The sequence below is a fragment of the Mesorhizobium sp. WSM4822 genome (assembly GCF_055811155.1).
The window spans coordinates 198911-217686 of the sequence record NZ_JBVVQM010000005.1 but is presented as its reverse complement, the minus strand read 5'-3'; the positions used below and the strand labels follow the sequence as shown (position 1 = coordinate 217686).

Annotated in this window: 17 protein-coding genes; 9 read left to right on the top strand and 8 right to left on the bottom strand. The window is 63.1% G+C overall.

All coding sequences use genetic code 11. The features are described from left to right. Positions 1-22: 22 nt before the first annotated feature. The 3 genes from AC0L3E_RS14135 to AC0L3E_RS14125 form a co-directional block, all read right to left on the bottom strand. Positions 23-1672, bottom strand: coding sequence for a thiamine pyrophosphate-binding protein (locus AC0L3E_RS14135; protein WP_473604993.1), 1650 nt, complete (start codon positions 1670-1672; stop codon positions 23-25). Continuing rightward, positions 1669-2844, bottom strand: coding sequence for a CaiB/BaiF CoA transferase family protein (locus AC0L3E_RS14130; RefSeq protein WP_127272545.1), 1176 nt, complete (start codon positions 2842-2844; stop codon positions 1669-1671). Before AC0L3E_RS14130 ends, AC0L3E_RS14135 begins: the two co-directional genes overlap by 4 nt. A 99-nt stretch (positions 2845-2943) precedes the next feature. Continuing rightward, on the bottom strand, positions 2944-3876 hold the full coding sequence (locus AC0L3E_RS14125; RefSeq protein ID WP_127809971.1) for an alpha/beta fold hydrolase: 933 nt from the start codon (positions 3874-3876) through the stop codon (positions 2944-2946). A gap of 182 nt (positions 3877-4058) precedes the next feature. Between AC0L3E_RS14125 and AC0L3E_RS14120 the strand changes: the two genes are divergently transcribed. Then, the gene (locus tag AC0L3E_RS14120) at positions 4059-5066 is read left to right on the top strand and encodes a ribonuclease T2 family protein (RefSeq protein WP_473604992.1); all 1008 of its coding nucleotides are present in this window, start codon (positions 4059-4061) and stop codon (positions 5064-5066) included. A gap of 85 nt (positions 5067-5151) precedes the next feature. Here AC0L3E_RS14120 and AC0L3E_RS14115 read toward each other — a convergent pair whose 3' ends face one another. Beyond that, positions 5152-6438 (bottom strand): GGDEF domain-containing protein, encoded by a 1287-nt coding sequence (locus AC0L3E_RS14115; protein ID WP_256747051.1) that lies wholly within the window; start codon positions 6436-6438, stop codon positions 5152-5154. Positions 6439-6711: 273 nt separating this feature from the next. Here AC0L3E_RS14115 and ettA point away from each other — a divergent pair, with 273 nt between their 5' ends. From ettA to AC0L3E_RS14095, 4 genes are all read left to right on the top strand, one after another. Continuing rightward, entirely contained in the window at positions 6712-8361 is a 1650-nt protein-coding gene (ettA, locus tag AC0L3E_RS14110; RefSeq protein ID WP_027034974.1) for an energy-dependent translational throttle protein EttA, read from the top strand. A 42-nt stretch (positions 8362-8403) separates the two neighbouring features. Continuing rightward, a complete protein-coding gene (gene tam, locus AC0L3E_RS14105) occupies positions 8404-9171 on the top strand; it encodes a trans-aconitate 2-methyltransferase (protein WP_128308469.1) in 768 nt (255 codons plus the stop codon). Between the two features lie 186 nt (positions 9172-9357). Further along, on the top strand, positions 9358-10479 hold the full coding sequence (locus AC0L3E_RS14100) for a beta-ketoacyl-ACP synthase III (RefSeq protein WP_352733791.1): 1122 nt from the start codon (positions 9358-9360) through the stop codon (positions 10477-10479). A 257-nt stretch (positions 10480-10736) separates the two neighbouring features. Beyond that, positions 10737-11354: an MOSC domain-containing protein gene (locus AC0L3E_RS14095; RefSeq protein WP_128308473.1), complete on the top strand. Its 618-nt coding sequence runs from the start codon at positions 10737-10739 to the stop codon at positions 11352-11354. Between the two features lie 72 nt (positions 11355-11426). Here AC0L3E_RS14095 and AC0L3E_RS14090 read toward each other — a convergent pair whose 3' ends face one another. Next, positions 11427-12389 carry a D-amino acid aminotransferase gene (locus AC0L3E_RS14090; RefSeq protein WP_128308468.1) on the bottom strand — a complete coding sequence of 321 codons (963 nt, stop codon included), beginning with the start codon at positions 12387-12389 and terminating at the stop codon, positions 11427-11429. 150 nt (positions 12390-12539) lie between these two features. On the opposite strand from AC0L3E_RS14090, the gene AC0L3E_RS14085 reads away from it, so the two are divergent. After that, entirely contained in the window at positions 12540-13043 is a 504-nt protein-coding gene (locus AC0L3E_RS14085) for a hypothetical protein (RefSeq protein WP_128308467.1), read from the top strand. 6 nt (positions 13044-13049) lie between these two features. On the opposite strand, the gene AC0L3E_RS14080 is transcribed toward AC0L3E_RS14085, so the two are convergent. Then, the gene (locus AC0L3E_RS14080) at positions 13050-13364 is read right to left on the bottom strand and encodes a DUF2293 domain-containing protein (RefSeq protein ID WP_127260329.1); all 315 of its coding nucleotides are present in this window, start codon (positions 13362-13364) and stop codon (positions 13050-13052) included. Continuing rightward, positions 13361-13900: a tRNA (N6-threonylcarbamoyladenosine(37)-N6)-methyltransferase TrmO gene (gene tsaA / locus AC0L3E_RS14075; RefSeq protein WP_023813167.1), complete on the bottom strand. Its 540-nt coding sequence runs from the start codon at positions 13898-13900 to the stop codon at positions 13361-13363. Before tsaA ends, AC0L3E_RS14080 begins: the two co-directional genes overlap by 4 nt. 122 nt (positions 13901-14022) lie before the next feature. On the opposite strand from tsaA, the gene AC0L3E_RS14070 reads away from it, so the two are divergent. Then, positions 14023-15030: an ArsR/SmtB family transcription factor gene (locus AC0L3E_RS14070; RefSeq protein ID WP_023813166.1), complete on the top strand. Its 1008-nt coding sequence runs from the start codon at positions 14023-14025 to the stop codon at positions 15028-15030. Next, on the top strand, positions 15030-15947 hold the full coding sequence (metF, locus tag AC0L3E_RS14065; RefSeq protein ID WP_023813165.1) for a methylenetetrahydrofolate reductase [NAD(P)H]: 918 nt from the start codon (positions 15030-15032) through the stop codon (positions 15945-15947). Before AC0L3E_RS14070 ends, metF begins: the two co-directional genes overlap by 1 nt. 474 nt (positions 15948-16421) lie before the next feature. Here metF and AC0L3E_RS14060 read toward each other — a convergent pair whose 3' ends face one another. Beyond that, on the bottom strand, positions 16422-17339 hold the full coding sequence (locus AC0L3E_RS14060) for a DMT family transporter (protein WP_473604991.1): 918 nt from the start codon (positions 17337-17339) through the stop codon (positions 16422-16424). A gap of 199 nt (positions 17340-17538) precedes the next feature. Between AC0L3E_RS14060 and AC0L3E_RS14055 the strand changes: the two genes are divergently transcribed. Then, positions 17539-18759 (top strand): alanine racemase, encoded by a 1221-nt coding sequence (locus AC0L3E_RS14055; RefSeq protein ID WP_023813163.1) that lies wholly within the window; start codon positions 17539-17541, stop codon positions 18757-18759. Positions 18760-18776 lie beyond the last annotated feature (17 nt).

Genomic DNA, 18776 nt, shown 5'->3' with positions numbered 1-18776 from the left:
CCGCCTCTTTTTTTTGTTTGGACTACGCCTTGTCGCGTATCTGCGTCATCGTCTTGGTCGGCGTGATCGCTTCGGGGTCGAGGCGGATTTCCACGATCGCCGGCTTGCCGCTGGCGCGGGCACGTTCGAAGGCGGGAGCGAAATCGGCGGTCTTGTCGACCGTTTCGCCATGGCCGCCATAGGCGCGGGCGAGAGCCGCGAAGTCGGGGTTCTTGAGATCGGTGGCGACGACGCGGCCGGGATATTCGCGCTCCTGATGCATGCGGATGGTGCCGTAGATGCCGTTGTTGACGACGACCACAATGATAGGCAGGTCATACTGCACGGCGGTGGCGAATTCCTGCCCGTTCATCAGGAAACAGCCGTCGCCGGCGAAGGCGACCACGGTGCGCTCCGGGAACAGCTCCTTGGCGGCGACGGCCGCAGGCGTGCCATAGCCCATCGAGCCTGACGTCGGCGCACCTTGAGTGGCGAAGCGGCGGAAGCGGTGGAAACGATGCACCCAGGTGGCGTAATTGCCGGCGCCGTTGGTAAGGATGGCGTCGTCGGGCAACATCTTTTCCAGGTAGTTCATGATCGGCCCCATCTGGACCGAGCCGGGGCCGCCTTCCGGTGGCGTCGACCAGTCCAGATAGGCGGCATGCAGCTTTGGCGTCTCGGTTGCCCAGACGGGTGCGGAGGCGGGCTTGCGCCTGGCGAAAGCGTCTATGAAGGCAGAAGGCGAGGCGTTGATCGCCAGTGTCGGGCGGTAGACGCGGCCGAGCTCGCCGGCGTCGGCATGGACATGCACCAGCGTCTGGTCGGGATAGGGGCTTTTCAGCAGCGTGTAGTCGGACGAGGGCATTTCGCCCATGCGGCCGCCGATCAGCAGCACGAGATCGGCCTGCTTGATCGCTGTGGCCAGCTTCGGGTTGATGCCGATGCCGACATCGCCGGCATAGTTCGGATGCAGATGATCGAACAGCATCTGGCGGCGGAAGGAGCAGCCGACCGGCAGTGACCAGGCCTCGGCGATCGTGCGCATTTGTGCAACCGCCTCGGCGTCCCAGCGCGTGCCGCCGAGGATGACGAACGGCCGCTTGGCCTTAGCCAGCAGCTTTTCCAGCGCATCGAGCTCCGCTTCGCCGGCCCGTGTTTCCACCGGCGTGTGCGGCAAGGCGATGGGCGCCTCGACGATGCTGGTCAGCATGTCTTCCGGGAGCGAGATCACCACCGGGCCGGGGCGGCCTGACGTCGCCACAGCGAAAGCGCGGGTGACGAATTCGGGGATGCGCGAGGCGTCGTCGATCTCGACCACCCATTTGGCGATGTCGCCAAAGAACCTCTTGTAGTCCACCTCCTGGAACGCTTCGCGCTCCTTGGCGTGGCTGGCGACCTGGCCGATGAACAGGATGACTGGTATCGAATCCTGCATGGCGATGTGGATGCCAGCCGAGGCGTTGGTGGCGCCGGGGCCGCGGGTGACGAAGCAGATGCCGGGCTTGCCGGTCAGGCGGCCGTGGCAATCGGCCATCATCGCGGCACCGCCTTCCTGGCGGCAGACGATGGTGCGGATCGCAGAGTCGTGCAGCGCGTCGAGGACCGCCAGATAGGATTCACCGGGCACGCAATAGATGCGGTCGGTGCCGTTGGCTTCGAGCGCGTCGACGATGAGTTGTCCGCCGGTCTTCATTGTCCAGACTTCTCCAGTTCGGCAAGGATTTCTTGCGTGTGCTCGCCCAGGCGCGGCGAGGGGCGCTCATAGACCAGCGGCGTGCCGGACATCACCATCGGCGCACGCACCGAAGGCAGAAGATTGCCATGGCCGTCGTCGAGATCGAGCCGCATGCCGCGCGCGATCGTCTGCGGATCGGCAAACATCTGGCCGATCGTGTTGATCGGGCTCGCCGGCACGCCGGCCGCTTCCAACTTGGCCAGCAGCGGATCGCGGTCAAAAATCTTCAGCGCCTCGATCATGCGCTCGCGCAGCTTGACCCGGTTGGCGACCCGGGCAGGATTGGTGGCGAAGTCGGGATTGGCAGGCAGGTCGTCCAGTCCGACAGCGGCGCAGAATTTGGCGAACTGGCCGTCATTGCCGACCGCCAGGATGATGTGCCCGTCCCGGACCGGCACCACCTCATACGGGGCGATGTTCATGTGTGCATTGCCCATCTGCACCGGCGATTGGCCGGAGACGAGATAGTTCAAATTCTGGTTGCCGAGCGCCGAGATCTGGGTGTCGAAAAGCGCCATGTCGACGTGCTGGCCTTCGCCGGTCTGCTCGGCATGGCGCAATGCTGCCTGGATGGCGATGACCGAATAAAGACCGGTGAAGATGTCGGAGATGGCGACGCCCGCTTTTTGCGGCTCGCGGCCGACCTCGCCGGTGATCGACATCATGCCGGCCATGGCCTGGATGATGAAGTCGTAGCCGGCGCGCGGCGCATAGGGTCCGTCCTGACCGAAGCCGGTGATCGAGCAATAGACGAGGCGCGGGTTGATCTGGCGCAGGCTGTCATAGTCGAGGCCGTATTTCTTCAGGCCGCCGAGCTTGAAGTTCTCGATCAGCACGTCCGAGGTGGCGACCAGCCGGCGCACGGTCTCCGCGCCTTCCGGCGTCGAGAAATCGATGGCGATGGAGCGCTTGCCGCGATTGCAGGAATGATAATAGGCGGCCGACAGGTTCTCGCCGTCCTTGCCCATGACGAAGGGTGGCCCCCATTTGCGGGTGTCGTCGCCGCCATCGGGGCTCTCGACCTTGATGACATCGGCGCCGAGATCGGCAAGCAACTGCCCGGCCCATGGCCCGGCAAGGATGCGGGCGAGTTCGACGACGCGGACGCCTTTCAGCGGGGGCTCAGCCATGAATCACCGTGATTGCCGCAATCACCGTGATTGCTGCGAAACCAGAGCCTCTATCAAGCCCTACAACGGCTGTCACGGCTCTTGCAATGGGCCAATCCGTCACGCTTTGAGGACTTCGTCGGCCCAAATGGCGAAATCATCCATGATGATGTCGCGATTCACCTCGTTCAGGCTTTCGTGGCGGGTGTCGGCGTAAACCTTTGAAACCAGATTCGAAAAGCCCATGGCGCGCATGCGGCTGGCAAGATGCGTGATCCCTTTGCCATAATCCGAGGCGGGATCCTTTTCGCCACCGACGATGCTGACGGGCAGGTCGCGTCGGATACCGGCAAAGCCGGCATCCTTGCCGCCGTTCAGCGCCATGCCGACGACGTCGCGCCACATCGATACCGAGGCATCCCAGCCGCAGAGCGGATCGGCAATGTATTTCGCCACTTCCGCCTCATCTCGCGACAGCCAGTCGAACAATGTGCGGTGATTGGGCACCGCTTTGCCCCAGGCCTGGAAGGTGAGCTTCGGCAACAGACGCGATGGCACGTCGGAGCCGAGCCGCATTCTCTCCCAGGCAAGGACGCCCAGCGCCACCTGCCCGAGCAGGCCTTGGGAGAAATTGCCGTTCCAGATCGCGGCGGCATGGACGCGTGGCGAATGACTTAAAAGGAAATTCAACGCCACGGATGCGCCCATCGAATGACCAAACAGGATGACCGGTCTGTTTGGCTGTTCGCTGGCGATGAGGTCATGGATGGCGCCGACGTCGGCGATCACCTTGGCCGGGCCGTCCCTGTCGGCGAACCTGCCGAGCGGCGTGTTGGGCGCCTTGGTCGCCCCATGGCCGCGATGATCGTGGACATAGACGTGGAAGCCGCGGGAGCCAAGATAATCGGCAAAGCGGGCATAGCGCGCTGCGTGCTCGGCCAGCCCGTGATTGATCTGGACGACGGCGCGTGCCCGGCCATCGGCCTGCCTGACGAAAAGATTGAGATCGGCACCGGTCGGCGAGGCAACCACGCGCTGCTGGCTGAATGACATGCCGCCTGGTCCCGCCCTTGCATTATCGTCGTTGGCTTTGTTTGCGCCGGCCCACATTATGCGTCAATCCGGCAAACCCGCTTTTCGCGACGATGTTTCTTGCGTTTGGCCAGCAAAATATCGCAATTCTGACATGGAGACAGCTTCAGTCTGTCGCCCACTTGTCCAGCTGGGGATTTTCCATGCGTAGTGCTGTCATTTTCGGATTGGCCATGCTGGCGGCGTCGCTGGCCGGGGCGGCGCGTGCCGACGTCAAGATGAGCGGCAGCTTTGTCGCCGACGCTGCCTGTCCGGCAACGCAAGCCATCAAGAACGGCAAGAACCCCGGCAATGTCTCGACCGATGCCGGGAAGAGCTACCAGCTGCTTGCCGGCAACAAGGATGCGCCGACGCACTACCTTATCCTGGTTCCGGGCGCCGATCCGGAGCGCCGCTGGGTGAAGGTCAGTTGCGGCCACGTTTCCGGCAGCAGCGCGGCGACCGTGCCGGCCGCACCTGACGACCAAGGCAAGCCGGCGGCGTCGGGAAAACCCGAATACGTCTTCGCGCTGAGCTGGCAGCCGGCGTTTTGCGAGACAAAGTCGAACAAGACCGAATGCAAGACGCAGAACGCCGGTGATTTCGACGCGACGCATTTCACCTTGCATGGGTTGTGGCCGCAGCCGAACGGCAATTTCTATTGCCAGGCGACGGCGAGCGACAAGGCCAACGACAATCCGGCCCACCGGAAAGACCTGCCGCCGGTCAATCTGGACGCCAACACCCGCACGGAGCTCGATCAGGTGATGCCTGGAACGGCCTCCCACCTCGAGCGGCATGAATGGATCAAGCACGGCACCTGCTACGGCAAGAGCCAGCAGGACTATTTCTCCGACGCGCTCAACCTGATGCGTGCGGTGAACAGCTCGCCGGTGCGCGATCTCTTTGCCAAGAACATCGGTGGAAAGCTGACGGCGGACCAGATCCGCGGCGCTTTCGACAGCGCCTTCGGGACGGGGGCAGGCGACCGGGTGCGTGTGTCCTGTGTCATCGATCCGTCGAGCGGCAGGCGGCTGATCGGCGAACTGACGCTCGGCCTCGCCGGTCCGATCGGCCCGAACAGCTCGCTCAAGGATCTGCTGCTGGCTTCGGTGCCGACCAACAAGGCCGGTTGCCCGACAGGCAATGTCGACGCGATCGGCTTCCAGTAAGTGCGGGGCAGGTAAGCGCTGGCGGGACGCAAACAACCGGACTGCGCCGCCGGCGTTCGTAGGCGGAAGAAATCCTGGAGCAGACCTAAATCCGCGCGGACTTTGTCCATGCAGCGGCCGTGTCGGCTTCGTGGCCGCCCGGCTCGCCGACGACGCGGTCGCGGCCGGTCGACTTCGCCTTGTAGAGACGCTGGTCGGCAAGCGCGAACAGGTCGGCAAGGCAGCGCGTGGTTTCGCTGACGCTGGAAACGCCGGTGCTGACGGTGAACTCGAATCGACTGGTGGCCGCTGAAGCCTTGATCGCATGGCGAATGCTTTCGCCAAGCAGCCTGGCGACCGAGTGCGGACAAGAACTGAGTATGGCGAATTCCTCACCGCCGATGCGGAACACCTGGTCCTCGGGACTGGCGACCTCGCGCAGCAGCGCGGCAACGGCCTTCAACACCTTGTCGCCTTCGGCATGGCCGAAACGGTCGTTGATCGATTTGAAATGATCGACATCGATGATCAGCAGGCTGAGCGGCCTGGCGGTGCGCAGGCTGACCTGGACGGCGGCTTCACCGTCGGCGTCGAAGCGCCCGCGGTGCAGCAGGCCGGTCAGCCCGTCACGGCCGACATGTTCGACCAGCGCCTCGTAGCGTTCGCGATAGGTCAACGTATCGAAGATATCGGTCAATCCGCGCGGCGCAGTGACCTGGCGCTCCTCAAACCATTTGAGATAGGCAACGAGCATGGTGCTGAAGGTCACCGCCGCCGCCATCTTGGCGAACCAGCCGCCGAAAAAGACGGCTATCGGCGCGCCGGCAACGAAATGCAGGGCGGTGAAAAAACCGGCCTGGTCGAAGGTCAGCACGCAAGCGACCGAAATCAGGATGCGCGCGAACGGCGCCTTGCGAAGATACCGACCAAGCTTTTCGTAGAGCAGGATGATCAGGATGGCATCGACGAACAGCAGCGTCGTGCCCCACACCATCAGCCAACCCATCTGGTCGATGAAGCCGATGTCTGGAAGCCTGCCGTCGGGAAGTGCCGCGATGACGTGCAGGCGCAGCAGCAGCACCAGCCCGATCATCAGCGCATTGCCGAGCAGCAGGCCGTAGATCGGCTGACGCACGGTTGCAGCGTCCTCCTTCATATAGAGCAGCAAAAGCATGACCAGCTTGCCGGAAAACAGCACCGCCGAGCCAGGCGAGACCATGCCGAACGGCAGAGCGACGTAAAAGACGCTGGCGAGATAGGTCTCGAGGAAGTGCATGACACCGAGCGCGCAGACGAATACGCCGAGGCCGATACGCCGTCTGAAGCGGAAAAGCGTCACCATGACGCTGAAGTAGACGACCGCTTCGGCAAGGAGCAGGAAACTGTTCAGCAATGCCGTCGACCCGATCTCTTTCTCGAAATCGCGAATAGTGAGCGATTCCACTCCGACCCTGTTTTGACGCCGAAGAGTTAACCGGAGATTTCAGCACGCTTCGTGCTGGTGGAAAACTTCGGCGATTGGCGGACACTTCCGCGTGTGACCGGGCAGATATGGCAAAAGCGATTGCCGTTCGCCGCCGCATCGCCTACATAGCGGCCAACCTCCACTCAATTCGACAGATCCAGTCAGTTTTCTGGGCCAGTCAGTTTTTCAGGGAAAGCGCGCGTGGCACGCCAGTTCATCTATCACATGGCCGGCCTCAACAAGGCCTATGGCACCAAGAAGGTGCTCGAGAATGTCCATCTCTCCTTCTATCCCGACGCCAAGATCGGCATCCTCGGCCCCAACGGTTCGGGCAAGTCGACGATCCTCAAGATCATGGCCGGGCTCGACAAGGAGTGGAACGGCGAAGCCTGGCTGGCCGAAGGCGCCACTGTCGGCTACCTGGCGCAGGAGCCTGCGCTCGATCCGGACAAGACCGTGTTCGAAAATATCATGGAAGGTGTCGCCGCCAAGACTGCCGTCATCGAACGCTATAACGAATTGATGATGAACTATTCCGACGAGACGGCCGACGAGTCAGCCAAGCTCCAGGACGAAATGGACCGGCTCAACCTTTGGGATCTCGAACAGCAGGTCGAGATGGCGATGGAAGCGCTGGGCTGCCCGCCCAAGGATTCGGAAGTCACCAAGCTTTCGGGCGGCGAACGCCGCCGCGTCGCACTTTGCCAGCTTCTGCTGCGCCAGCCCGACCTTCTGCTGCTCGACGAACCGACCAACCATCTCGACGCCGAGACCACGGCGTGGCTGGAAAAGCATCTGCGTGCCTATCCGGGCGCCGTGATGATCATCACCCACGACCGCTACTTCCTCGACAATGTCACCGGCTGGATCCTCGAACTCGATCGCGGCCGCGGCATTCCTTATGAGGGCAACTACACCAAATACCTCGAAGCCAAGGCCAAGCGGCTCAAGCAGGAAGGCCGCGAGGACGATGCCCGCCAGCGCGCCATCGGCCGCGAGCGCGAATGGATCCAGTCGAGCCCAAAGGCTCGCCAGACCAAGTCCAAGGCGCGTATCCAGGCGTTCCAGGATCTTTTGGATGCAGCCGACAAGCGGCGTCCGAGCGATACGCAGATCGTCATTCCGCATGGCGAGCGGCTCGGCAATGTGGTGATCGAGGCGGAAGGCCTGTCGAAGGGCTTTGGCGACACGCTGCTCATCGACGGCCTGGAATTCAAGCTGCCGCCCGGCGGCATCGTCGGCGTCATCGGCCCGAACGGCGCCGGCAAGACGACGCTGTTTCGCATGATCACCGGCCAGGAAAAGCCGGATGCGGGTTCTGTGCGCGTCGGCGAAACGGTCAAGCTCGGCTATGTCGACCAGAGCCGCGATGCGCTCGATCCGTCAAAGACGGTGTGGGAAGAGATTTCCGGCGGCGCCGAAGTGGTCAAGCTCGGCAAGTTCGAAGCCAACACGCGTGCCTATTGCGCGTCGTTCAACTTCCGTGGCGGCGACCAGCAGCAGAAGGTCGGCAATCTGTCCGGCGGTCAGCGCAACCGCGTGCATCTGGCCAAGATGCTGAAGACCGGCGGCAATGTGCTGCTGCTCGACGAACCGACCAACGATCTCGATACGGAAACGCTGGCCGCACTCGAAGACGCGCTGGAAAACTTCGGCGGCTGCGCCGTCATCATCTCGCACGATCGTATGTTCCTCGATCGCCTGGCGACGCACATCCTCGCCTTCGAGGGCGACAGCCATGTCGAATGGTTCGAAGGCAATTTCGAGGATTACGAGCAGGACAAGATCCGCCGCCTCGGGCCGGATGCCGTCAACCCGCACCGCATGACCTACAAGAGGCTGACGCGGTAAGGGGTTTTAGGGCGGCGATCTCAACCAGCATGAGGAGCTCAAATGGCTGATTGGTCCGCCGCCCAATATCTGAAATTTGAAGACGAGCGCACGCGGCCCGCGCGGGATTTGGTCGCGCAGGTGCCGGTGGACTTCCCGCGCCGGGTCGTCGACATCGGCTGCGGGCCTGGCAACTCGACCGAACTGCTTGTCGAGCGCTGGCCGGATGCCCAGGTGAGCGGCCTCGACACTTCGCCCGACATGATCGAGAAGGCGCGGGCGCGCCTGCCCGAGGTCACCTTTGATCTCGCCGATGCCTCCGAATGGCAGCCGGCGGAGCCGGTCGACGTGATCTTCGCCAATGCTGTGTTCCAATGGCTGCCTACCCATCCGGCGGTGTTCCAGCGGCTGATGGGCTTCCTCGCCCCAGGCGGTGCGCTTGCCGTCCAGATGCCCGACAATCTGGGCGAGGACTCCCACCGCCTGATGCGCGAGACCGCCGCCGAAATGCCATTTGCCGAAAAGCTCAAGGGCGCGGCACGCGGGCCGTTGCCGCCGGTGTCGTTCTACTATGACCTGCTGTCGCCGCTCAGCGACCGGCTTGATATCTGGCACACCATCTACAACCATCCGCTTGCCGACGCGCAGGCGATCGTCGAATGGGTGAAATCGACGGGCCTGAAGCCGTTCCTCGATCCGTTGGACGCCGAGGAGAGGGCGATGTTCCTCGAATGTTACACGGCCAAGATCGCCAAGGCCTATCCGAAGACGGCTGATGGCAAGGTGCTCTTGCGCTTTCCGCGCATTTTCATTGTCGCAAAACGAGCTTGATTATCCATGTCGCGCGGCGCCTTAGGGCCGCTTGGCTTTGGCTGTGGCCATGTCGAGGGATCGGCTTCAGTCGGCCCAGATCTTTGGTTTAAGCCGGCGTAAACCGCCTCGGTGAGAAAACTGTTGCGCCGGAGCGTTCCGGCGCCCACATGAAGCCGCAGCGCCTGCGGATGGGACGGACTGGACATGCATCGCGTCATCATCAGCGGCATCGGCGTTGAAATCCCCGAACCCACAATCACCAATGAAGAACTGGTCGCCAGCTTCAATGCCTGGGTCGACCTGGAAAACGCGCGTCGCCAGGATACTGGCGAGCCGCCGCTGCCGAAATCGGACAGCGACTTCATCGTCCACGCCTCGGGCGTGCGCACCCGTCATGTGATCGAGCGCGAGGGCATCCTCGACCCGACCCGGATGGCGCCGCGCATTCCGGCGCGGCCCGACGATGCGCTGTCGCTGGAGGCGGAGTTCGGAATCGCCTCGGCGAAGAAGGCCCTCGACCACGCCGGGCTGCAGCCGTCGGATATCGACCTGGTGATCTGCTCGGCCTCGCATCACCAGCGGCCCTATCCGGCGATCGCCATCGAAATGCAGGAGGCGTTGGGGACGAAGGGCGCCGGCTTCGACATGGGGCTTGGCTGTTCCTCGGCCGCGGCCGCATTGCACGTCGCCGTCAATTTGGTGCGGTCGGGCGCGCACAAACGCATCCTGGTGACGACGCCCGAGATCATCACCGGCCATCTCAATTTTCGCGACCGGCAGACGCATTTCATCTTCGGCGACGCTTCGGTGTCGATGGTGGTCGAAGGGCTGGCCAAGGGCGACAAGCGGCCGGGGCGCTTCGAAGTGCTCGACACGCGCGTCTGGACGCAGATGTCGAACAACATCCGCACCAATCTGGGCTATCACACCCGCACCGCCCAGGATGATCCCTACATGATCAATCTGGAAGGCAATCTGATCAAGCAGGTCGGCAACAAGGTGTTCAAGGAAGTCACCGTTGCCGGGCAGAAATTCATCGTCGAATTCCTGGCCGAGCACGGGCTGACGCCGCAGGCGATCAGGCGCTTCTGGCTGCATCAGGCCAATGCACGCATGAATGCGATGATCCTGAAACTGTCGTTCGGCCACGAGGTCGACCACGACCGCGCGCCGATGGTGCTGGAGCGGCTTGGCAACACGGCGGGCGCCGGCGCCATCGTCGCGCTGTCGGAAAACCACGCCGACATGAAGCCCGGCGATTTCGGCCTGATCTGCGCCTTTGGCGCGGGGTATTCGATAGGCGGTGCGCTGCTGAGGATGCTCTAGCTATGTCGATATTCAGGTGAGGCCGCCCGGCGAATGGCAGCTTCCTGCGCTTCCCCGGCTCAGCCTGACCTGACTCTCAACACACCTTGGCGCGCAATACGTCTTGTTGCGTCAGGCTAGTGCGAACGGCACCAGCATCGGCACTCGCCTGGCGATCGCCATCCCATCGGTGACGTTGATCGGACGATCAGCACTTTCGACTGGACGCCGCGAAGTCCGCCCGGCTAATTCGCTGGATGACGAGAGAAAAGAACGCCATGCTGGATCTCTTCCCCGAGGCTGAAAAGCCGATCGAAATCATCCCCGCGCGAAAGCTTGCCGCCAAGGCGGCAGCGCTTTACGTGGCGCCGGCGGATCATTTTCAGACGCGCCCGGTGGACGAATTGCTGCTGGATTTCGATGGCATAGCAGGCGATTTTCATGCCGGACCGACACGCCGCGCGGGCGGGCGCGAGCCCTGGTATCCGCGCGGCACCGAAATGCGCAACGAACGGCAATTGTCCATAGTGGCAGCGGACGAACTGGCGGTTGTTGCCCAACGCATGGGCCTGGCCGAGATCAGGCCGGAGTGGATCGGCGCCAATCTTGTGATCGAAGGGGTGCCGAACCTCTCCATGCTGCCGGCCGGCACGCTGCTGTTCTTCAAGGGCGGTGTGACCCTTAAGGTCGACGCACAGAACGGACCGTGCCGCATCGCCGGCCGGTCGATCGCCGAGAACGCCGGAATGGCCGACGTCGAAGCCGGCGCGCTGTTGTTCCCAAAAATGGCGAAGCGGCTGCGCGGCGTCGTCGCCTGGGTCGAGAAGCCGGGAACGGTCAGGGCCAGCGAAGAAATCTCGGTGCGCGTTCCGGAGCAGTGGATCTATCAAGCCTGAGGGCAGGCTGCGCTGCCCAAGCAAAAGTGGCGGGCTCAATCCTTGCGGTTTTTCTCGAGGCCTTGCTGACGGTCAGGGATAATTCACCTGAGACGACCAGGCCGGATCCTCGTGCTTCTCCCAATAGAGCGCCATCAGCCGGCTGGTGATCGGTCCGACCTTGCCGTTGGCGATTGCCGCGCCGTCGATCTCGGTCACCGGCATGATGCCGCCCGCGGTCGAGGTGATGAAGACCTCGTCGGCCTCGCGCAATGCCGTGACGCTGACATCGGCCGCGGTGGCGGCAAGACCTTGTTCGGCGCAGAGATCGAAGACGGTGCGGCGGGTTATGCCCGGCAGCACGCCAATGGAAGGCGTCGACAGCTTGCCGTCCCTGACGCAGAAGACGTTGAAGCCCGGGCCTTCGGCGACATTGCCGTTGAAGTCGAGGATCAACGCGGTCTCGGCGCCGCGGTCATAGGCGTCGTAGAGACCGCGCACCAGATCGAGCCAGTGGTAGTTCTTGATCGCCGGGTCGATCGAGGCCGGCGGAATGCGCATCTTGTCGCTGATGGCGACACGCAGGCCGCGCTGCAACTGCTCGGCATTGGCGACCGAGCCGAACGGCACGGCAAACGCCATGAAGCGGTTGACCGCCTGGCGCGGGTCGCGGCTGAAAGTCGGCGAGGCGCCGCGCGTGCACAGCATTTCGACATAGGCGGCGCGATGACCCGACAGCGCCACGCAATTGTGCAGGATTTCGGTCACGCCGTCGCGATCGAAGGGGATGGTCATGCGCAGCTTTTCCAGCCCGCCGAAGAAGCGGTCGAGATGCAAATCGAGGCGGAAGAAGCGGCCGTTCCAGACATGCACGGTGTCGTAGGTTGCGTCGGAATGCAGAAAACCCCAGTCCAGCACCGAGATCTTGGCCTGCGACATCGGCAGGTATTGGCCGTCGAGGAAGGCGACGCCCTCGGGATAGGAGTGCGGGTCGACATGGCGGTCGCCAACCACGGGCGGTCGCTTCTCGTCCTGTGTTGCCATCGTCCGGCTCATCGGGGCCTCCTGTCACGCAGGCGAGAGGCTAGCGGCGCCGGGCAGAAGGCATAGAGCCACCCGCCCGGCGCTGTTCGGCCTCCATGACGATCTGGCCGATACATTCGATCGCGATTGCCCTATCGTTCCGGGTCTGAACGGGAGGGGAAAATGGGTAGGTTTGGGGCCGTCACAGCGGCAATGATGATGTTCGCCGCTGCGGGCGACGCCCGCGCCCAGTGCGCGCGCGAAGGCGAGGAATTGTGCCAGAGCGGCCAGACCTATCGCTGCGAGAAAACCGGCGGCGAATTGACGGCGACCTTCCAGAATGTGCCTTGCGCGGTGAACGTGCCGTCGCTGAGCGGCACCTGGGTAGGCAATGGCCACCAGAGCCCGGCCGGTGAAGCCGGCGCCGACTGGGCGATCGTCATGACCATCAACGATGGCAGCGCGTCGATCGATTATCCGTCGCTCGGCTGCGGCGGATCGCTGTCACAGACGTCAAGGGACGACATTTCGGCGGAATACCACGAGAACATCACCTACGGTCAGGACAAATGCATCGACGGAGGCAACATCACCGTCAGGTTTTACAAGGGCAATCTGTCCTGGATTTGGGTCGGCCACGCCGATGGCCAGCCCTACAATGCGGTCGCCGTGCTGAAGCGGAAGTAGCCGTGGTCATTCCTCCTCGTCGTCGGCGTCGAGCAGGCGGGTTGCGCGCCAGCGGGTGAGCACGATGTTGGTCTGCTCGATGACGAAGAAACGCGCCGAGTCGCGGTCATAGCCTTCGCTCAGCAGTTTTTCGTAATCGGTGTGCATGTGGCGGATATGGGCAATCGTCGCCAGCCATACGGCGATGCCCGGCGGCAAGGTCTTCATGTGGACCGCGCCGGCGTCGGTGCGGATCTTCTCCATGTCGGCATAGGGAGCCAGCGGCAGAAGAGCGGTCAGCGCCTTGGCGATGGCGCGGCGGCGGCCGGTCGGCGCTGTCACCGCCGGGTCCGATCGGGCTCGTCGCGCCCTTCGATGGTCGCCTCGGCAATAGCGTCGGTCGAGGCGAAATAAGGTTTGATGTCGATGACCGGCGTGCCGTCGAGCACATCGATGGCGTCGAGATCGATGCGGCCGGTGCGTTGGTCGAGCGCGACGAGCCGGACCACATGCAGCCCGATGGGGTTGGGGCGGGCAGGGGAGCGCAGCGAAAATACACCTTTCGCTTCAGCGGCATGGCGCGGTTTCTGCACAATCAGGTCCCGCGGCGCATGATGCAGCCAGGATAGGATGATGACGTGGCTGGCGCGCTCCAGCCCCTGCAGGCCACTTCGGTAGGCTGTGTCGATGGTCAGCACCGCCTTCTGCCCGGTCTCGCGCGCGGCGCGCATGTTCTTCGGGCAGGTTTCGCGCGTCGTCCATGGCGAGGCAATGCGGCCGATGAAGACGATCCCGCCATCAGGCGGCATCAAGGCCGGATCGTTCTCCAGCCTCTGCTCGCCTTCGCGCGCCTCGAACATCTCACGCGTTTCAGTCATGGTCCACGTCTCTTAAAACGCCACACAAGCGGCATTTTCTTGTCCGGAAGCGACATAGCGCTTGCAAGGTCGCTAAAATCGACATAAACATATGTTTATATCTTTTCAAAGAGAATACGCTGATGCATGTCTCGCTCGACACTATGGTGGATACGTTAAAGGCGGCGGCCGAATCCAGCCGATTGCGCATACTGGCACTTCTGTCGCGCGGTGACCTCACGGTTTCCGATCTTACCGAAATTCTCGGCCAGTCGCAGCCGCGCGTTTCGCGGCACCTGAAGCTGCTTCTGGAGGCCGGACTGATCGGCCGCTACCAGGAAGGGTCGTGGGCCTTCTTCCGCCTGTCGGATGCGGATTCCGCGCGGGACTTCGTCATGGGGCTGGTTTCCGGCATTCGCGGCGCCGATCCGCAGGTCGAGCGCGATCTTGAGCGTCTGGCCTCGGTCAAGCGCAAGCGGCAGGACCGGGCGGTCGCGTATTTTTCGGTGAATGCGGCAAGCTGGGACCATATCCGATCGCTGCATGTGCCGGACCGCGCCGTCGAAGCCGCAATGCTGAAACTGGTCGGCAAGCGGCCGTTCCAGTCGATGCTCGATCTCGGCACCGGCACCGGGCGGCTGCTTGAAATCTTCTCGCCGCTTTATCGGCGTGGTGTCGGCATCGACATGTCGCGCGAGATGCTGACCGTGGCGCGCGCCAATCTGGACAAGGCAGGCGTTTCGAACGCGCAGGTTCGGCAGGGCGACATCTTCGCACCGCCGGTCGAGCGCGATGCCTTCGATCTCGTCACCATCCATCAGGTGCTGCACTATCTCGACGATCCCGCCCGCGCCATCCACGAGGCGGCGCGGCTTTTGCGTCCGGCAGGGCGCCTGGTCATCGTCGATTTCGCGCCGCATGCGCTGGAATTCCTGCGTGAGGAGCACGCGCATATGCGGCTCGGCTTTTCCGACCGGCAGATCGCCGACTGGTTTTCGGAAGCCGGCCTCGATCTTGAAGACAGTCAGGAATTCGAGCCGCGTGGCGGCAACGAGGCCAGGCTCACCGTCAAACTCTGGCTTGGCCGCGACCGGCGCCTCTTGATCGCCGACCCTTCCAACGACACAAGGCAGATAAGGGAAACCGCCTGATGAACCAGTTCCGCTTTTCCCGCCGCCCCGACATTGGCGACAAGGTCAGGGTTTCCTTCGAATTCTTCCCGCCGAAGACCGACGAGATGGAAGCGAGGCTGTGGGAGACGGTGACAAGGCTGGAGCCGCTGAAGCCGAAATTCGTCTCGGTGACCTACGGCGCCGGCGGCTCGACGCGAGAGCGCACCGCGCGCACTGTAAAGCGCATCCTGACGGAAACCGGTATTCCTGCAGCGGCGCATCTGACCTGTGTCGGGGCAACGCGCGACGAGGTCGACGCGGTCATCCAGGATTACAAATCGATCGGTATCAACCGGTTCGTGGCGCTGCGCGGCGACCCGGCCTCCGGCGTCGGCGGACCGTATCGGCCGCATCCCGGTGGCTACGAGAACGGCGCGGAACTGGTCGCCGGGCTCAAGGCGATTGCTGATTTCGACATCTCCGTCGCGGCCTATCCGGAAAAACATCCGCAAAGCCCCGATTTCGCCACCGACATCGAGATGCTGAAGCGCAAAGTCGACAATGGCGCGACGCGTGCCATCACTCAGTTCTTTTTCGACAACGATCTCTACGAGCGCTATGTCGAGCGCGTCCGCCGCGCCGGCATCTACATCCCGATCGTGCCGGGTATCCAGCCGGTTCACAGTTTCAAGCAGGTCGCGAACTTTTCCGCGAGGGCGGGCGCGCATGTGCCCGGCTGGCTGGCGGAGCGTTTCGAAGGCCTCGACCGGGACCCGCAGACGCATGCGCTGGTGGCGTCGGCGGTGGCGGCCGAACAGGTGATGGACCTTGTCGAGCGCGGTGTCGGCGATTTCCACTTCTACACCATGAACCGCGCCGATCTGGTCTTTGCCATCTGTCATATGATCGGCATCCGCTCGCACGAGGCGGCGGCCGCCGGATCAGCTGCGGCATGAGAGTGGGTTGAACGACAAAAGGCCGGGAAAAACCCGGCCTTTTGAATTGGTTGGACTATTTGGGTGCTGGTCTTCCCCGCTTTGGCGGTCAGGGAAGGAAGCCCATAATAAGGGCTCCGATAAAGGCGAACGCAGCACAGATCATCAATGCGTTGATAGGCCTCGTAAGTCCCATGACATAGCCTCCTCTTAAAGAGCTATGTCACGGAGTCTAGGTTCATTTGTGCCACAGGCAAGCGGAAAATGTGCTGCATTGCGACGTGATTGTGAAATCCGCGACATGTCTTTTGCCGTTAGGCTTTGAAACTCCTAAGCAAAAACCGGCTTCAGGCCTGTGAATAAAATGTGGCCGACTCGTGTCGCTGCCGTGTCATGGCAGCGCTACCGCTGCGGAAGCCGAATTCAACTTTCGCGATGCGGGGGGCAATTGGGTGGTTAGAGCATCCTTTGCGCGTCCAGTGGACGCGCGGCGCTCTAACGTCGGCCGAACAACCGCCCGTCAATGGTGACGAGGCCGAGCGCGATCAGCACCACGCCGCCGATTTCGAACAGTTCCAGCCGCTCGCCAAGGAACAGGAAGCCGAGCAGCATCGCGCTGGCCGGCACGACAAGCGTGACCAGCGAGGCGTTGGTCGCGCCGGCCGAGGCGACGAGGTTGAAATAGAGGATGTAGGCGAAGGCGGTCGACAGCAGCGCCAGTGCCAGCACCGCCGCCCAGACCGGCGGCGAGGCCGAGAACAGGCCGGATGGACCGTGGGTGAAGAGCACGATCGGGATCATGATGATGGTCGATGCCGTCAACTGTCCGGTGGCGATGATCGGCGAGGGCACGCCCCTGAAGCGGCGGGCAACCATCAGCGCGACGGCATAGGACAGCGAAGCCCCGATCAGCGCGAATTTGGCCCAGACCGGGCCGCCGAGCCCGGCAAGCAGGCCGGGGCCGATCATGACAGCCGTGCCGGCGATGCCGAGCGCAATGCCGGCGAGCTTGTTCCAGGACAGCTTTTCGTCCGATGTCAGCGCGTTGGCGAGGATCAACGTCCAGAACGGCGTTGTCGCGTTGAGCACCGAGGCGATGCCGGCTCCGAGCTCCGTCTGGCCGGCGAAGATCAGCGAGAAGGGCACGACATTGTTGGTGAGCGCCAGCAGGAAGAACAGGCCGGCATGCGGAAGCGCGAGGCGAAAGGACGGGCCACGCAGACCGAGATAGATCTGCAGCGCAATCGCGGCAATGGCGACGCGAAACAGCACCAGCACCAGCGGGGGGAGTTCCGCCACCGCGATGCGCGCGAAGAAGAACGAGCCGCCCCAGATCGCGCCGAGCAACAGGAGTTGCCCCCAATCCTTGAGCACCATCGGCCCGCGTGGTGCGGATGTCGCGGCCATTGCCATGTGAGTCGCCCTCCCAGACGTATGCCAGTCAGGCAGAAGCCATATCCGGTTCGGAGACAAGGGCCACCCGAAACGTGATTGAGGCAAACGCCTGCCGCCAAGACCTAGCGCCCCAGCGTCAGCCGTACGAGACACAGAATTGTTTTCATTAGCCGCTAGCTTGGATTAATTGTGCGCAGGCTAGATCAAGGATTCGTCGATGCAGCGATTCGAGAATGCCCGCGAGGCGGCACTGGCGCTTCGCCCGGACGATCCCGTCTATTGCTTCCGCCCGCAGGTGCTGATGGCGGATGCCAGGCAATTCATGGGCATGTTCCCGGGCAAGACCGCCTATGCGGTCAAGACCAATGGCGAGCAGATCGTGCTGAAGACGCTGGTCGAAGCCGGCGTCAAGGCTTTCGACGTCGCTTCGCCGGGCGAGTTCGCTGCCGTGCGTGCCGTCTCTCCCGATGCCGAGATGCTCTACATGCATCCGGTCAAGGCGCAGTCGGACATCAAGCTGGCGCTGGAGAAATACGCCATCCGCGTGATTTCGCTGGATCACGAGGACGAGATCACCAAGCTGACGCGAGTGGTGCGGGCGCTCGACATCGATCCGGGCGCGATCAGCGTGTTCGTGCGGGTGCAGACCAAGGGCCATGCCGCTTACGAGCTGTCGAAGAAGTTCGGCGCCGGGCCGGCCTACGCCGTCGAACTTGCCGAGCGGCTGAACCGTACCGGCTACAAGGTTGGCCTGTGTTTTCATGTGGGCAGTCAGATCGAGGATCCCGACACCTATGAGCGGGCGCTGGCCTCCGCCGATTGGGTGCGCAACCGGCTGACCTTCGATATTGCCGGGCTCGACGTCGGCGGCGGTTTCCCCGCCGAATACGGCCATGACCCCAACCGCAAGCAGATCGAGATGCCGTCGCTCGGCCAGATCATGTCGCGGCTTTCGGGCGATCTGAAAGAGTATCAGTTCGACCAGATGCCGCTGGTGGCCGAGCCGGGCCGCGTGATCGTGGCGCGCTGCCTGTCGCTGATCGTGCGGGTGCTGCTGCGCAAGGGCAAGCGGCTCTACATCAATGACGGCATCTGGGCGTCGCTGTCGGATTCATGGACCGGAAAGATCACGCTGCCGGCCCGCTTCATTCCTGATCCGGCGATCCGCTCGCGCAATGGCGAGGAGAAGAACATCGTGCCGTTCAAGGTCTGCGGCGCGACCTGCGATTCCGTCGACATCCTGTCGCGGCCGTTCTGGCTGCCGGAAACGGTCGATACCGGCGACTGGATCGAGATCGGCCATATCGGCGCCTATTCGCTCTCGCTGCGGACCCGCTTCAACGGCTTTTACCCCGACACCTTCGTCGAGGTGACGACGCCGTTCGACGAGGGCGACGCGCCACAGGGGTTTGCCAGTTTGGAGACGATGGCGGATTAGGGAATAGGGAATAGGGA

Bases quoted from the DNA above. Each gene is read 5' to 3' on its own strand.
- AC0L3E_RS14135 (WP_473604993.1), bottom strand. From the start codon at position 1,672: ATGAAGACCGGCGGACAACTCATCGTCGACGCGCTCGAAGCCAACGGC.
- AC0L3E_RS14130 (WP_127272545.1), bottom strand. From the start codon at position 2,844: ATGGCTGAGCCCCCGCTGAAAGGCGTCCGCGTCGTCGAACTCGCCCGC.
- AC0L3E_RS14125 (WP_127809971.1), bottom strand. From the start codon at position 3,876: ATGTCATTCAGCCAGCAGCGCGTGGTTGCCTCGCCGACCGGTGCCGAT.
- AC0L3E_RS14120 (WP_473604992.1), top strand. From the start codon at position 4,059: ATGCGTAGTGCTGTCATTTTCGGATTGGCCATGCTGGCGGCGTCGCTG.
- tam (WP_128308469.1), top strand. From the start codon at position 8,404: ATGGCTGATTGGTCCGCCGCCCAATATCTGAAATTTGAAGACGAGCGC.
- AC0L3E_RS14100 (WP_352733791.1), top strand. From the start codon at position 9,358: ATGCATCGCGTCATCATCAGCGGCATCGGCGTTGAAATCCCCGAACCC.
- AC0L3E_RS14095 (WP_128308473.1), top strand. From the start codon at position 10,737: ATGCTGGATCTCTTCCCCGAGGCTGAAAAGCCGATCGAAATCATCCCC.
- AC0L3E_RS14090 (WP_128308468.1), bottom strand. From the start codon at position 12,389: ATGAGCCGGACGATGGCAACACAGGACGAGAAGCGACCGCCCGTGGTT.
- AC0L3E_RS14085 (WP_128308467.1), top strand. From the start codon at position 12,540: ATGGGTAGGTTTGGGGCCGTCACAGCGGCAATGATGATGTTCGCCGCT.
- tsaA (WP_023813167.1), bottom strand. From the start codon at position 13,900: ATGACTGAAACGCGTGAGATGTTCGAGGCGCGCGAAGGCGAGCAGAGG.
- AC0L3E_RS14070 (WP_023813166.1), top strand. From the start codon at position 14,023: ATGCATGTCTCGCTCGACACTATGGTGGATACGTTAAAGGCGGCGGCC.
- metF (WP_023813165.1), top strand. From the start codon at position 15,030: ATGAACCAGTTCCGCTTTTCCCGCCGCCCCGACATTGGCGACAAGGTC.
- AC0L3E_RS14060 (WP_473604991.1), bottom strand. From the start codon at position 17,339: ATGGCAATGGCCGCGACATCCGCACCACGCGGGCCGATGGTGCTCAAG.
- AC0L3E_RS14055 (WP_023813163.1), top strand. From the start codon at position 17,539: ATGCAGCGATTCGAGAATGCCCGCGAGGCGGCACTGGCGCTTCGCCCG.